Annotated in this window: 11 protein-coding genes; 6 read left to right on the top strand and 5 right to left on the bottom strand. The window is 69.9% G+C overall.

Going from position 1 to position 13,508, the window contains the following annotated elements; translation table 11 throughout:
* Positions 1 to 251 precede the first annotated feature (251 nt).
* The 4 genes from ACQCSZ_RS18965 to ACQCSZ_RS18950 are packed head-to-tail and all read right to left on the bottom strand — an operon-like array spanning position 252 to position 4,486.
* Complete coding sequence (locus tag ACQCSZ_RS18965) at positions 252 to 530, bottom strand: HPr family phosphocarrier protein (RefSeq protein WP_427005217.1); 279 nt, start codon at positions 528 to 530, stop codon at positions 252 to 254.
* A gap of 55 nt (positions 531 to 585) precedes the next feature.
* Entirely contained in the window at positions 586 to 2,685 is a 2,100-nt protein-coding gene (locus ACQCSZ_RS18960; protein ID WP_427005216.1) for a PTS fructose transporter subunit IIABC, read from the bottom strand.
* A gap of 2 nt (positions 2,686 to 2,687) precedes the next feature.
* The gene (locus ACQCSZ_RS18955) at positions 2,688 to 3,674 is read right to left on the bottom strand and encodes a 1-phosphofructokinase family hexose kinase (protein WP_427005215.1); all 987 of its coding nucleotides are present in this window, start codon (positions 3,672 to 3,674) and stop codon (positions 2,688 to 2,690) included.
* Entirely contained in the window at positions 3,671 to 4,486 is an 816-nt protein-coding gene (locus tag ACQCSZ_RS18950; protein WP_427005214.1) for a DeoR/GlpR family DNA-binding transcription regulator, read from the bottom strand. The genes ACQCSZ_RS18955 and ACQCSZ_RS18950 overlap by 4 nt, the downstream gene beginning before the upstream one ends.
* A gap of 421 nt (positions 4,487 to 4,907) precedes the next feature.
* Here ACQCSZ_RS18950 and ACQCSZ_RS18945 point away from each other — a divergent pair, with 421 nt between their 5' ends.
* The 4 genes from ACQCSZ_RS18945 to ACQCSZ_RS18930 all read left to right on the top strand — a co-directional run bounded on the left by ACQCSZ_RS18945 (position 4,908) and on the right by ACQCSZ_RS18930 (position 10,269).
* On the top strand, positions 4,908 to 6,128 hold the full coding sequence (locus ACQCSZ_RS18945) for a beta-ketoacyl-[acyl-carrier-protein] synthase family protein (protein ID WP_427005213.1): 1,221 nt from the start codon (positions 4,908 to 4,910) through the stop codon (positions 6,126 to 6,128).
* 34 nt (positions 6,129 to 6,162) lie between these two features.
* Positions 6,163 to 6,780 carry an alpha/beta hydrolase gene (locus tag ACQCSZ_RS18940; protein ID WP_427005212.1) on the top strand — a complete coding sequence of 206 codons (618 nt, stop codon included), beginning with the start codon at positions 6,163 to 6,165 and terminating at the stop codon, positions 6,778 to 6,780.
* A 347-nt stretch (positions 6,781 to 7,127) separates the two neighbouring features.
* On the top strand, positions 7,128 to 7,865 hold the full coding sequence (locus ACQCSZ_RS18935) for an HAD family hydrolase (RefSeq protein ID WP_427005211.1): 738 nt from the start codon (positions 7,128 to 7,130) through the stop codon (positions 7,863 to 7,865).
* Positions 7,866 to 7,938: 73 nt separating this feature from the next.
* Positions 7,939 to 10,269: a glycoside hydrolase family 65 protein gene (locus tag ACQCSZ_RS18930; RefSeq protein WP_427005210.1), complete on the top strand. Its 2,331-nt coding sequence runs from the start codon at positions 7,939 to 7,941 to the stop codon at positions 10,267 to 10,269.
* 149 nt (positions 10,270 to 10,418) lie between these two features.
* Here ACQCSZ_RS18930 and ACQCSZ_RS18925 read toward each other — a convergent pair whose 3' ends face one another.
* Complete coding sequence (locus tag ACQCSZ_RS18925; RefSeq protein ID WP_427005209.1) at positions 10,419 to 11,711, bottom strand: MFS transporter; 1,293 nt, start codon at positions 11,709 to 11,711, stop codon at positions 10,419 to 10,421.
* 193 nt (positions 11,712 to 11,904) lie between these two features.
* Between ACQCSZ_RS18925 and ACQCSZ_RS18920 the strand changes: the two genes are divergently transcribed.
* Both ACQCSZ_RS18920 and ACQCSZ_RS18915 read left to right on the top strand, forming a co-directional pair.
* On the top strand, positions 11,905 to 12,747 hold the full coding sequence (locus ACQCSZ_RS18920) for a hypothetical protein (protein ID WP_427005208.1): 843 nt from the start codon (positions 11,905 to 11,907) through the stop codon (positions 12,745 to 12,747).
* Positions 12,748 to 12,751: 4 nt separating this feature from the next.
* On the top strand, positions 12,752 to 13,501 hold the full coding sequence (locus tag ACQCSZ_RS18915; RefSeq protein ID WP_427005207.1) for a LamB/YcsF family protein: 750 nt from the start codon (positions 12,752 to 12,754) through the stop codon (positions 13,499 to 13,501).
* The last annotated feature ends 7 nt before the right edge of the window (positions 13,502 to 13,508 follow it).

Below are 13,508 nucleotides of genomic sequence, written 5' to 3'. Positions count from 1 at the left end.
TCCTGCGCCGCCCCGGGCGATTGAGCCCGACTACCAACCCCTCAACATGAGCCGATGGTCACCGCCACTTTTGCGGCTCCCACCGGGGGAGCCTGACACACCCCAGTTGGGAAAACCTTGTGCACCGCGTCCAAGAACGGTTGCAGGATTTTCATGATGCGGCCACGACGACGGGCGGCCTGCTTCCGGAACGCCGAAGGCCCGGCCGCACCTTTTCAGGGGTGCGGCCGGGCCTTCGGCACTGCGGGATGCTACTCGGCGTCGTGGTCCGTCTCGAGGACCTGGACCAGCCGGTCCAGGGCCGCGTCGGCGCCTTCACCCTCGGCGCGCAACACCACGATCTCGCCGTGGGCGGCGCCAAGGCTCATCAGGGACAGGATGCTGGCGGCATCCATGGCCTCGTCTTCCGGTTCGCCCAGCCGGGCAATGGTGATCTCGAGATCGAACTCGCCTGCTGCCTCGGCAAAGATGGCTGCCGGACGGGCATGCAGCCCCACACGGCTGGCAATGGTGGCGTTACGTTCGGTCATTTCTGCTCCTTGGATATCAGTACGTTCAGCTTGGGGAAGGATTTCCTGGACCGGGTCAGACGGTTACGGGAACCGCTTCAACCGTATCAACGGTCTTCTTGACTGCCCAGCGCTTGAGCGCGATCACGGCGAAGGCCGACACCACGGTTCCGACCGCGATGGAGACAAAGAACATCAGGAAGTTGTCGATCGCGAAGAAGACGAAGAATCCGCCGTGCGGGGCCTTGGAGCCGACGCCGAAGGCCATCGACATGGCGCCGGTGACGGCACCGCCGAGCATGCTGGCCGGGATGACGCGCAGCGGGTCCGCCGCGGCGAACGGGATGGCGCCTTCGGAGATGAAGGAGGCACCCAGCAGCCACGCGGCCTTGCCGTTTTCACGCTCGGCCAGGCTGAAGCGCTGCTTGTCCAGTACGGTCGACGCGAGTGCCATGGCCAGCGGCGGGACCATGCCGGCGGCCATGACCGCGGCCATGATCTGCCACGGCGCCTGGTTTTCCAGGGTTGCGGCGCCGAGGCCGGCGACGGCGAAGGCGTAGGCGACCTTGTTGACGGGTCCGCCGAGGTCGAAGCACATCATGAGGCCGAGGATCACGCCGAGGGCGATGGCGCTGGCGCCGGTGAGGCCGGAAAGCCAGCCGTTGAGGCCCTTGGTGATGGCGACGATCGGCCCACCGAGAATGAGGAACATCAGGCCCGAGGCGACGAGGGAGGCCAGCAGCGGGATGATCACCACGGGCATCAGGCCGCGCAGCCAGCGGGGCACGCTGAGCCGGCCGATGACGTGGGCGATATAGCCGGCCAGCAGGCCGCCCACGATGCCGCCGAGGAAGCCTGCGCCCATGAATCCGGCGACGGCGCCCGCGACGAAGCCCGGCGCGATGCCCGGCCGGTCGGCGATTGCGAAGGCGATGTACCCGGCCAGAGCGGGCACGAGGAACCCGAGGGACAGGGCACCGATCTTGAACAGGACGGCACCGAGGTAGGCGCCGAGCGGGCCCCAGGCGTTGTCCGGGAACTGCGTGGGCAGGTTGAACAGGCTGTTGTCCACAATGATCGTGTCCGCGTACTTCGTGATCAGGTAGCCGCCCATGAGGAACCCGAGGGCGATCAGCAGGCCGCCGCCGGCCACGAACGGGATCATGTAGCTGACACCGGTGAGCAGGGCCTTCTTCAGCTTCTGGCCGATGTGCTCGCCCTTTTCCTCGGCCTCGTGCTCGGCCTGCTCCTCGGCGCCGAAGTGCGGCACGCGGCGGGCATGGGGGTTGTCCGCTGCGGCCAGGGCCTCCCGGACCATTTTCTCCGGCTCGTCGATGCCGCGCTTGACCGGGGCGTTGATGACCGGCTTTCCGGCGAAGCGCTCCTTGCCGCGGACGTCCACGTCGACGGCGAAGATGACGGCGTCGGCGGCGGCGATGACCGCGGGATCCAGCGGCTTGGCGCCGGAGGAACCCTGGGTCTCCACCTGGAGGTCCACGCCCATTTCCTTGGCCGCGGCCACCAGCGAATCGGCGGCCATATAGGTGTGGGCGATGCCGGTGGGGCAGGCGGTGACTGCCACGAGGCGCTTGGGGGCGCCGGACCGGCGGGCTCCCGCGGCTTCCCCGGCGGCAGGAGCAGCCGGGGCATTAGCTGACAGGCCGGCGGCGGCGCCGGCCGCGGCGCCGACTGCGGCCGGGGCTTCGGCGGTGTGGGCCGCGGGCTTGTCCGCAAGGGCGCCGTCGACCAGTTCAACAATCTCCGCCGGGGAGCTGGCGTCACGCAGGGCAGCCCTGAAGTCCTTTTTGATCAGCGAGCGGGCCAGCCTGGAGAGCAGTTTGAGGTGCTCCTGGTCCGCGCCTTCGGGGGCCGCGATAAAGAAGACGAGGTCCGCCGGGCCGTCCTTGGCGCCGAAATCGACCGGCCGGGAGAGCCGTGCCATGGCCAGGGTGGGCTCCGTGACGGCAGTGGAGCGGCAATGCGGGATCGCGATGCCGCCGGGCACGCCGGTGGCGGTCTTCTGCTCCCGGGCGAAGGCGTCGGCGAAGAGGCCTTCAACTTCGGTGGCGCGTCCGTTGGCCGCGACCCTGCCTGCCAGGTGCCGGATCACGTCCTCGGGCGAACCGCCCAGGTCCTGGTCGAGCTCGACCAGTTCGGTGGTAATGAGCTGAGTCACTGTCAATCCTTCTTCAAGGCCGTGATGGTTACGGCGTCGGGGGTGGTTTGATGGACCGCCGGGACCGTGGAGCCCGGCAGGGAAGCGGCGGCGGCACCATGGGCCACCGCCTGACGGAGGCAATCGGCCGGGGCGGCGCCCCGGCTGGCGGCGAGCAGGTAGCCGGCGAGCGAGGAATCCCCGGCGCCGACAGTACTGACCGCGTTGACCGGCGGATGCGTGGCCAGCCACGCGCCGTCGGCCGTTACAAGCACCGCACCCTTGGAACCGAGGGTGGCCAGTACCGCGCCCACGCCGGAACGCACGACGGCGGCGGCGGCCGCCGCGGCAGCCTCCGGATCCGCTTCGAGTTCCTCGGCGGACTTGTCCGTGGCGAACCCGGCTGCGGCAGCCAGTTCCGCCAGTTCCTCGGCGTTGGGTTTGAGCAGGTCCGGCTTCCCGGCGGCGTCGCCGGAGACCACGGCGGCGAGCGGGGCGCCGGAGGAGTCGACGGCGATGCGCGGCGCATCGTTGCCGTCATTGAGCGACCTCAACCGCCGGGTGACGGTGGCGTAGAAGTCGGCCGGGACCCCCGGCGGGAGCGAGCCTGCCAGGACAACCCAGCTGGCGCCGCGGGACTGGTCCAGCAGCAGCCCGATCAGGGCTTCCTGCTGGTCCTCACTTAGCACCGGCCCGGGCTCGTTGATTTTCGTGGTGACGCCGCCGGGCTCCGTCAGCGCCACATTGCTGCGCAGCGGATCGCCGATGGGCAGGGCGGCGAACGGCACATCGCCGTCCCGCAGGCCGGCAAGCACGGGATCGGTCTCGCCGCCGGGCAGCACGGCGATTGTCTTCAGTCCGGAGGCGGCGAGGGCGCGGGAGACGTTCACTCCCTTGCCCCCCGATTCCTGCCGGACCGAGACGGCCCGCTGGACTTCCCCGCGGAGCAGGGGCCCGGGCAGGGCCACGGTGCGGTCCAGGCTCGGGTTGGCGGTCAGTGTGACAATCATGCGACCACTACCTCCACTCCCGCATCCGCAAGGGCGTCGGCGAGGCCCTGGCTGGGTTTCCGGTCTGTGATCAAGGTGTCCAGATCTTTCAACGAGGCGAACTGGACCAGGGTTTCGGCGTCCAGCTTGGAGGAATCAGCCAGCACCACGATGCGGCGCGCTGATTGGACGAAGGCGGCCTTGACTGCGGCTTCTTCAGGATCGGGCGTGCTCAGCCCGAAGGCCGCATGGATGCCGTTGGTGCCGATGAAGGCGATGTCCGGGCGGATCCGGCGCGCGGCCTCCACCGTGGACTGGCCCACCGCGGCCTGGGTGAGCCCGCGGACCTTCCCGCCCAGCAGGTGCAGGGCGATGCCGGGTTCCCCGGACAGTTTTGCCGCGATGGGCAGCGCGTGGGTGATGACGGTGAGTTCGACGCCGGCGTGTGAGGCGGCGCCGGTCGTCGCGGCCGTCGCGGCCGTGCGGGCCGACAGGAGTTCGGCGAGGGCCTCGGTGGTGGAGCCGGCGTCGATCAGGACGCTGCCGGAGCGGCCCTGGGGGATGAGTGCCAGGGCGGCCTCGGCGATGCGGGTCTTCTCCGGCTGCCGCTGGATGGCCCGCTCGAGGATGCTTTCTTCCGTGGTGCTGAAACGGTCGGGGGGGACCGCGCCCCCATGGACGCGGCGGACGCTGCCCGCGACCTCGAGCGCGGCGAGGTCCCGGCGGACTGTTTCGGTGGTGATGCTGAAGCGCTCGGCCAGGTCCGTGACGCTGGCCCGTCCGCTCGTGGCAATCAACCCCACGATCAGCTGTTGGCGTTCCTCGGCGAACACTTGCCCTCCATTGCGTCGGTGCTGCTGGCTGCCCGGTCAATCACGGCCGGCGGCTCTGTGAATCCTCGTCCGTTCCAGTGACCCGCGTCACCAAAAGTGGAATTGATTGACTTTATCTTTGAACTTGTGGCTTTGTCAATGGAAAACAACAAGAACACAGAACCGGGCTGTGGGTCCGCGGGGGACATGCCCAGTGGTCGCGCCGGGGAGTGGGCATTTCGGGATCATGTCCACTCGCGGCCCCGGGCGTGGGGCATGCACCTGGCGGTCCGGGCGGCCGGGGCGGGCATGCACCTGGCGGACCGGACGGCCGGGGCGGCCTGGCCCCGGCTGGTGGCACGTACTCTTAAAGCAACGCGTCGGCCCGTCAAGCACGCCCGGCCCGGCACTCCCCGCTGGACTCACAGAAACACGGTTGCCAATGTCTGAAGTTCCCCCCAGGGTAGTTGTCACCGGATTGGGTGCGGTGACGCCCGTAGGCGGCACGGCGGCCGAGACCTGGGCCGCACTGTTGGCCGGGCGCTCCGGAATCGTGGCGCTTGACGAGGACTGGGCGCAGGAGCTGCCGGTCCGGATGGCCGGCCGGGTCACAGTGGACGTGCCGTCGCTGCTCTCCACTCCCGAATACAGGAGGATGGACCGGTGCGGGCATCTCGCGCTCATCGCGGCCAGGGAAGCCTGGGCGCAGGCCGGCCGTCCGGAAGCGGACCCGGAGCGGCTGGCAGTCGTGATCGGCTCCGGCTACGGCGGCCTGGACACCACGCTGGAGCAGGCCCGGACGCTTGATGCCAGCGGCCCGCGCAGGGTCTCCCCGCACACCCTTACCCGGATCATGACCAACGCCCCGTCCGCCTGGGTGTCCATGGACATCGGCGCCAAAGGCGGTGCCAGGACTCCCGTGAGCGCCTGCGCCTCCGGGGCGGAAGCCATCTCGCAGGCGGCCGACATGATCCGGGCCGGGGCCGCGGACGTGGTGGTTGCCGGCGGCGTGGATTCCTGCATTAACGGCCTGATCATCAGCGGTTTTGCGCAAATCCGGGCCCTGTCCACGCGCAACGCGGACCCGCAGTCCGCATCGCGGCCCTTCGACCGGGACCGCGACGGATTCGTGCTGGCCGAAGGTGCCGGAATCCTGGTGCTGGAACGGGAAGACCATGCCCGGGCCCGCGGGGCGGAAATACTGGGCGTGGTGGCCGGGACGGCGGTCACGTCCGACGCCGTCGACATCGTCGCCGCTGATCCGGCAATGCAGCGCCGGGTGATGGAAAAGGCGATTGCGGCCGCAGGCCTCAGCCCCGGGGACATCGGCGCGGTCCACGCCCACGCGACCTCCACGCCGGTGGGGGACCGGCTGGAAGCGGAAGCCATCAAGGCCGTCCTCGGAAACGGGGTTCCCGTCACGTCAACGAAATCCCTCACCGGGCACCTTCTCGGCGGCGCCGGCGCGCTCGGCGCCGTCGTTCTGGTCCAGGCGTTGCGGACCGGGGCCTTCCCGGGCACGCGCAACCTTGAAGACCCGGATGGCGGGATCGATCTGAACATCATTCCGGAAGCGGTCTCGGGCCTGTCGGCGACGGCGGGCATAGCCAACGCCTTCGGATTCGGCGGCCACAGCACCGCGTTGGTGATCACGGCGGACTGACCGCCGGCCCGCGGGGGAAAGCTAGGCTGGGCCGATGGAGACAGTCGTCTGGTCCAGGCCGGAACACGAACGCGCCGGCACCCCGCTGCTGGTGATGATGCACGGCTACGGCACGGACGAGTCGCGGATGGCGAAGCTGTTCGGTTCCCTTCCGCCCGGGTTCAGCTGCGCGGCCCTGCGCGGCCCGAAGATGATCGGGGACCACCACGGCTGGTTCCTGCTGGACTACTTCCTCACCCACGATTTCGCCGACGTCATCTCAAGCACGAACGCCGTTTTCGCCTGGATTGACTCGGTCAAGGCCCGGCACAGCAGCGTCAGCCTGCTCGGCTTCTCGCAGGGGATGGCCATGGCGAGCACGCTGCTGCGCCTCCGGCCGGCCCAGTTCCGGGCCGTCGTCGGGCTTTCCGGGTTTGTCCTGGACAACGAGCTGCTGGCGATGAGCGAATCCTTCGACTCGCCGCCGCCGTTCTTCTGGGGCCGGGACCGGGCGGATCCCGTGATCAACGGCCCCGCCACCGAATACACCGGGGAATGGCTGGAGCGGAACACCCAGCTCACGGCGCGGACCTATCCCGGAATGGGGCACGCCATCTCCGCGGCGGAGCTGGTGGACGTCGGCGCGTTCCTGCGCCACTACGTGCTGCGCTGACGTGCTGCACTGACGCCCGCGGAGCAGCCCCCGGCAGACGCCCTGAGGGGCCCCGGTTTGTCAGCGCCGAAAAACGTGTCCATCATGGATAGGGACGATCATCAGATGAGCTGGTTCCCGGGACTGACCACAGGACTGACCACAACCGCCCAGCCGGTAGCCGATCAGGGCGCCTTCGCCGCCACGCTGCTGATTGAAAAACTCCACCTCCGCCAGCGACCGTCCTGGCCCATCGCTGTTGATGCCGGCCGGCTTCCCTGCCGCCCGTATGATCGCCGACCTGCCCGACCTCCGACCTGCCTTGACCACCGACCTGCCTTGACCCCCGTCTGGAAGGACACCGCATCGTGACTGAGCTCCCCGACACCGCAGCCTCGAACTGGACCGGCGCCTCCGCCATCCTCTTCGACCTCGACGGCGTCCTGACGCCGACGGCGGTGGTGCACGAACGCGCCTGGCAGGAACTCTTCGACGGCTTCCTCCGCTCTGTCCCCGGGGCGGCCGGCTACCGCGAAAGCGACTACTTCGAGCACATCGACGGCAAGCCCCGGTTCGACGGCGTCCGCGACTTCCTGGCGTCCCGCAACATCGCCCTGCCCGAGGGCCCGCTGCACGACGATCCGACGAACGACACCGTGCACGGCCTGGGAAACCGCAAGAACAAGGTGTTCAACGACATCGTCGCGGCCGGCGGCGTCACGCCCTACGAGGGCTCGGTGCGGTTCATCGAAGCCGCGCGGACCCGCGGACTCAAGCTCGCCGTCGTCTCCTCCTCCCGCAACGCCCCGGCGGTGCTCAAGGCCGCGGGGCTGTCCGGCTGGTTCCCGGTGGTGGTGGACGGCGTCGTCGCCGTGGCCGAGGGGCTGGCCGGCAAGCCGAGCCCGGCCACGTACGAGTACGCCGCGCGGCTGCTGGGCCTGCCCAGCGAGGAGTGCGCCGTCGTCGAGGACGCCGTCTCCGGCGTCCAGGCCGGCAGCGCGGGGAACTTCCATTCCGTGATCGGGGTGGACCGGGGAGCCGGCCGGCAGACCCTGCTGGACGCCGGCGCCACCCTCGTGGTCACCGACCTCGCCGAACTGCTCTAACCCCCGCGCAGCCCCGGCACCGCCCGCACCCCCGTCACCCGCAGCAGCAGATACCCGCCAAAGGAAACCAACCATGGCCCTCGTCACCTCGGACCGCGAACGGTTCCCCAACGACCCCTGGCAGCTCGTCGAAACCGTCCATGTGCCCGGCAACGCCGGCACGCTGGAAACCCTCTTCAGCCTCGGCAACGGCCACCTGGGCATCCGCGGCGCGCACTGGGCGGCCGCCGACGCCGACCTTCCGGGCAGCTTCATCAACGGCTTCCACGAGACCTGGGACATCAAGCACGCGGAAAACGCCTACGGCTTCGCCCGGACCGGCCAGCGGATCCTCTACATCCCCGACGCCAATAACTTCACCGTGATCATCGACGGCGAGACGCTCAGCCTGGCCGAATCCACCGTCCTGGACTACCGGCGCAGCGTTGACTTCGCCACCGGCATCTACGAATGCCGGATCACCTGGCGGTGCCGTTCGGGCGCCACGGTCACCACCAGGGAACGGCGCGCCGTCGGCTACGAGTCCCGCGGCGCGCTGGGCATCTCGCTGGAGCTGGAAGCGGACCGGGACATCTCCGCCGACGTCACGTCCTCCGTGATCAACCGCCAAGACCAGCCGGTCGACGACCCCTCGGAGCATGACCCGCGCCGCGCCGGCCGCCACGCCGGTCGTGTGCTGCTGCCCGTGCGGCTCGACGGCGGCGACGGCTCCCTGCGGCTGTCCTGGGAGGCCGCGGAGTCCAGGCAGCGGCTCGGCATGGCCGTGGACCACTGGACCTCCGCCGGCGTCCAGCCCTTCGACACCCTGGTGGACCAGGACGAAAGCAGCGTCCGCTATGTGCTGGCGGTCGGCCCCGAGGTGCCGTTCGTGCTGGAGAAGACCGTCAGCTACGCCGTCGGGCAGAACGTCGAGGACCTGGCCGGCGCCGCCGAAGCCGGGCTCAGGCAGATCGGCGAGATCTTCGCCGAAAGCGCGGCGCACTACCGCGGCTACTGGACCACGAGCGACATCGTCGTGGCCGGCCAGGCCGAACTCCAGCAGGCCGTCCGCTGGAACCTCTTCCAGCTGGCCCAGGCCACGGCCTGCGCCGACGTCGCCGGCATCCCGGCCAAGGGTGTCAGCGGCTCCGGGTACGACGGGCACTACTTCTGGGACCAGGAGGTGTACCTGATGCCCTACCTGACGTACACCAGCCCGGGCAACGCCCGCCAGGTCCTCGAGTTCCGCCACGGGATGCTGCCCGAGGCGAAGATCCGCGCCAAGGAGCTCAGCGTGAACGGCGCCCTGTTCCCGTGGCGCACCATCAACGGCCTGGAGGCCAGCGCCTACTACGCCGCCGGCACGGCCCAGTTCCACATCGCCGCCGCGATCGCCTTCGCGACCAACCGCTACATCTGGGCCAGCGGGGACCAGGAGTTCCGGGACACCCTGGGCGCCGAACTGCTGATCGAAACCGCACGGATGTGGGTCTCGCTGGGCTTCTTCGGCAAACACGGGCTGTTCCACATCCACGGCGTCACGGGCCCCGACGAGTACACCGCCGTCGTCAACGACAACCTGTACACCAACGTCATGGCACGCTTTAACCTGCGCGCCGCGGCGGCGCTGGACCACCCGGAGATCGACGACGCCGAACGCCAGCTCTGGGAACAGGCCGCCAACCGCATGCACATGCCCTACGACGTGGACCTCCAGGTCCACTCGCAGGACAACGACTTCATGGCCCTGGAGCCGTGGGACTGGTCCACGCCCCGGTCCAAGTACCCGCTGCTGCTGAACTTCCACCCGCTGGTGATCTACCGGCACCAGGTACTGAAGCAGGCGGACACCGTGCTGGCGATGTTCCTGCAGTGGCAGGATTTCACAGCCGAGGAGAAGCGCCGGGCCTTCGACTTCTATGACCCCATCACCACCGGCGACTCCACCCTGTCCGCCTGCGTCCAGGGCATCATGGCGGCGGAGGTGGGCTACGGGCAGGCCGCGCTGGACCACTTCACCCACGCGCTGTTCATCGACCTGGACGACACCCACGGCAACACGATCGACGGCGTGCACATCGCCTCCACCGGCGGGGTGTGGAGTTCGCTGGTCAGCGGTTTCGCCGGCCTGCGCGACCAGGGCGCTGTGCCGTACTTCGATCCGCGGCTGCCCGAGGACTGGGTGGGACTGGCCTTCCACCTGAAGATCCGGGGCCGGCTGCTGCACGTCGAACTGGACCAGGCGGCCATCCGGCTGAGCGTCCGGGAGGGCGGCCCGCTGGACGTCGACGTGCGCGGCGAACTGGTCACCGTCGGCAGCGACCCGGTGCAGGTTCCGCTGGCACCCGTCGCGGCTCCCGAGCCCACGGTCTTCCCGAGCGGACTTCCGACGGCGTCGATCCCGGTGGTCCGCGCCAGCGCCTGAGGCGGGGTGAGAGGCGCGGGCCGGGGTCACTGCCGCCGGGGTTGGCCTGTGGGCTCGGCCCGCGGGCAGATCAGGGCGGATCGACGGCTCCGATCCGCCCTGATCTGCCCGCACGCGCCGCCCGCTGCCCGCTGCCCGCCGCCAACTGCCTACCCGCGCCGCGCCCCGGTCCGGTCCACGCGGCGGTCCAGCGGGTGGGCGAGTTCGTCGTCGCGCATCCGGGCGACCACCATGGCCGCCACGGCCAGCACCGGGCAGACGCCTCCGGCCGCCAGGAAAATGAGCCACAGCGGCAGTGCTTCGGCGGCGGGGCCGGCCAGGGCCATCGAGATCGGCATGAGGGCCAGGGACACGAAGAAATCCAGGCTGGACACCCGGCCCAGCAGCTGCGGCGGCACGCGGCGCTGCAGCAGCGTCCCCCAGATGACCATGCCCACGCCTTCGGTGGCGCCGAAAATGAGCAGGGCGAGGGCCAGCAACCAGAAACTGTCCAAGAATCCCACGGCGGCGATCGGCAGGCTTCCCGCTCCCCAGCAGGCCATCATGACCGTGAGGTAGCGGCGCGGCAGCGGGAACCAGGCGGTGGCCAGCGAGGCGGCGGCGCCTCCCACGCCCATGACCGCCAGCACGAAGCCGAACATGCGCGAATCGCCGCCGAGCTGGTCCCGGACCACGAAGGGGAGCAGGACTTCGATGGGGCCGATGAGGAACAGCACGGAGATGCAGGCCCAGAGCAGGGTCCACAGCAGCCAGGGCGTCCGGACCGTGTAGCCCACCCCCTCGCGGAGGTCCTGGAGCAGTGAGGTCCTGGCGCGCTCCCCGCCGGGCCCGGGGTCCTGTGGCGCCCGTCCAAGGTCGCGGCCGAGGAAGTTCAGGATTCCGAAGGCCAGCAGATGGCAGGCCGCCACCCCGGTCACCGCGTGGGAGGGGGACAGCGCCGCCACCAGGAGGCCCGCAACCGCCGGGCCGGCCGCCTGCTGCAGGACCGGCCGGATGGTCCCCTCCATGCCGTTGGCTGCCAGCAGGTCCTCCGGCGGCAGGATCCGGGGCAGGATTGCGGAGTAGGCCGGGAAGAAGAACGCCGCCCCGACGCCCAGCACGAAGGTTCCGAGTGCCAGGTGCCAAAGCTGCAGCAGGCCGAGCAGGGCCAGCCCGCTGATGCTTGCGATGACGGCCAGGTTTGCGCCCTCAACCCCGATGATCAGGAGCCGCTGCGGAAACCGGTCCGCCGCGATGCCGCCTGCGAGCACAAAGGCCACCAGCCCCGCGCTGCCGGCCGTCGCCACCAGGGAAAGCTCCAGCGGCCCGCCGCCGAGGTGGATCACCTCGTAGACCATCGCCACGGCCCACATTCCGGAGCCGAAGATGGAGATCGCCAGCGCCAGAATCAGCACCCGGTATTCCCGGTGCGCGAACGGTCGCAGGGCCCTCGGTGCGCGCATGGATCCAGTTTAGGCGCGCCCTTCGGATCGTCCCACCCCGGGCAGGTCCGACGTCGAACCCGGACCGGCGCCGCCGACGCTACCCGGCGGTAGCCCATGGGTGTGGTGGCTTAGTGTTAAGGGTGAGTGACAGCCAAGAGCTGTCCGGGCCAGGTGCCGCGACCCGCTGTTCCCGTTCCCAGGAGAGGTGAAGATGGCCATGCGAAAGAACCCCGCGCTGAAAATCGCCCAGAAGACGGCCCAGAAAGCGGTCTTCGACGCACAAGGAAATCCGAAACCAGGCGTCCACAACTTGATCCTCCGGGCCATCGAAATCCAGCGGCCGCTGGTGCTCGCCAACATCCGCCGGCTGCAGCGGCGGTATCCCCGGGCCACAGCCGCCCAGCTGGCCGACAAGCTCGAACGCGACTACCTCGCTGCCGTCACCGGCGGCGGCGCGCTGGTGGGGGGATCCGCGGTCATCCCGGGTGTCGGCACCGTCGCCGCCCTTGGCCTCTCCGCCGTGGCTACCGTGGCGTTCCTGGAGGCCACAGCCCTCTACGCCACCTCCCTGGCCGAACTTCACGGCGTGCGCCTGGTCGATCCGGAAAAGGCCAGCACCCTGGTGATGGCCATCATGCTGGGCGAGGAAGGCACCGCCCTGCTGGGCAGCCTCAGCGGCCAGGCCGCGGGCAGGGGCAAGGGCCTCCCGGATGCCTGGGGATCCGCGTTCGCGCGCAAGACATCCATCCCCGGGTTCGGCTCCGTGCGGGACCACCTCCAGAAGGCCTTCCTCCGCAGCCTGCTGCGGCGGCAGGGCACGGCGCTCCTCGGGCGGGCGCTGCCTTTCGGCGTCGGCGCCGTGGTGGGCGGGGTGGGCAACCGCGTCATGGGGCGCGCCGTCGTCGCCAACGCCAAGGAGGCTTTCGGCCCCATGCCGGACACCATTCCCGGCGAACTCGTCGCCGGCGCAGGTTCCGGCACAGGTCCAGCCCCGGCCGATCCCGGCGATCATTCCGCCGGACCGCAGTCTCCCGACGCCGCTACGAAAGGCTGATGCATTGGATCTGAACGCTGACCTGGGGGAGTCCTTCGGCACCTGGACCAGGGGGGACGACGCCGCCATGTTCCCGCTGGTAACGAGCGCCAGCGTGGCCTGCGGCCTGCACGCCGGAGACCCCGTGACCATGCTGGACACCTGCCGTGCCGCCTATGAACTCGACGTCCGGGTGGGTGCGCATCTGGGCTACCCGGACCTGGCCGGCTTCGGCCTCCGTTCCCTGGACATGACCTTCGACGACCTTTTCGGCGCGGTGCTGTACCAGCTCGGCGCGCTGGACGGCGTGGCCCACGCGGTGGGCGCCTCGGTGGACTACGTCAAGATGCACGGGGCGCTCTACGACCGCACGGTGCGCGACGCCGAGCACGCCGCCGCCGTCATCTCCGCCATCCAGGCCTACGACCCCGGACTGCCGGTCCTCGGTTTTCCCGGCTCCGCCCTGCTGGAAACCGCACGCGAGGCGGGGCATCCCGTGTTCGGGGAGGCCTACCCGGGCCGGGCCTACCTGCCCGACGGCACCCTGGTGCCGCGCCCGCAGGAAGGTGCCCTGCTGCAGGATGCCGGCGAGATCGCCGGGCGGGCGGTCCGGCTCGCCACGAAGGGCGAAATCGAGGCGGTCGACGGCACCGTGATCCGCGTCAGGCCGGATTCGCTGTGCCTGCAGGCGGACACCCCCGGATCCGCGGCCATGGCCGCCGTCGTGCGCAAGTCACTCGCGGACGCCGGGGTGGAACTGGAGCCTTTCGCCTGACGTCCCT

The organism is Pseudarthrobacter sp. H2 (assembly GCF_050157045.1).
In the GTDB taxonomy this organism is placed as follows: domain Bacteria; phylum Actinomycetota; class Actinomycetes; order Actinomycetales; family Micrococcaceae; genus Arthrobacter.
This window is presented reverse-complemented; position numbering and strand designations above follow the sequence as displayed.

Coding starts and splice junctions, on each gene's coding strand:
- ACQCSZ_RS18965 (WP_427005217.1), bottom strand. CDS start 530: ATGACCGAACGTAACGCCACCATTGCCAGCCGTGTGGGGCTGCATGCC.
- ACQCSZ_RS18955 (WP_427005215.1), bottom strand. CDS start 3,674: ATGATTGTCACACTGACCGCCAACCCGAGCCTGGACCGCACCGTGGCC.
- ACQCSZ_RS18945 (WP_427005213.1), top strand. CDS start 4,908: ATGTCTGAAGTTCCCCCCAGGGTAGTTGTCACCGGATTGGGTGCGGTG.
- ACQCSZ_RS18940 (WP_427005212.1), top strand. CDS start 6,163: ATGGAGACAGTCGTCTGGTCCAGGCCGGAACACGAACGCGCCGGCACC.
- ACQCSZ_RS18930 (WP_427005210.1), top strand. CDS start 7,939: ATGGCCCTCGTCACCTCGGACCGCGAACGGTTCCCCAACGACCCCTGG.
- ACQCSZ_RS18925 (WP_427005209.1), bottom strand. CDS start 11,711: ATGCGCGCACCGAGGGCCCTGCGACCGTTCGCGCACCGGGAATACCGG.
- ACQCSZ_RS18920 (WP_427005208.1), top strand. CDS start 11,905: ATGGCCATGCGAAAGAACCCCGCGCTGAAAATCGCCCAGAAGACGGCC.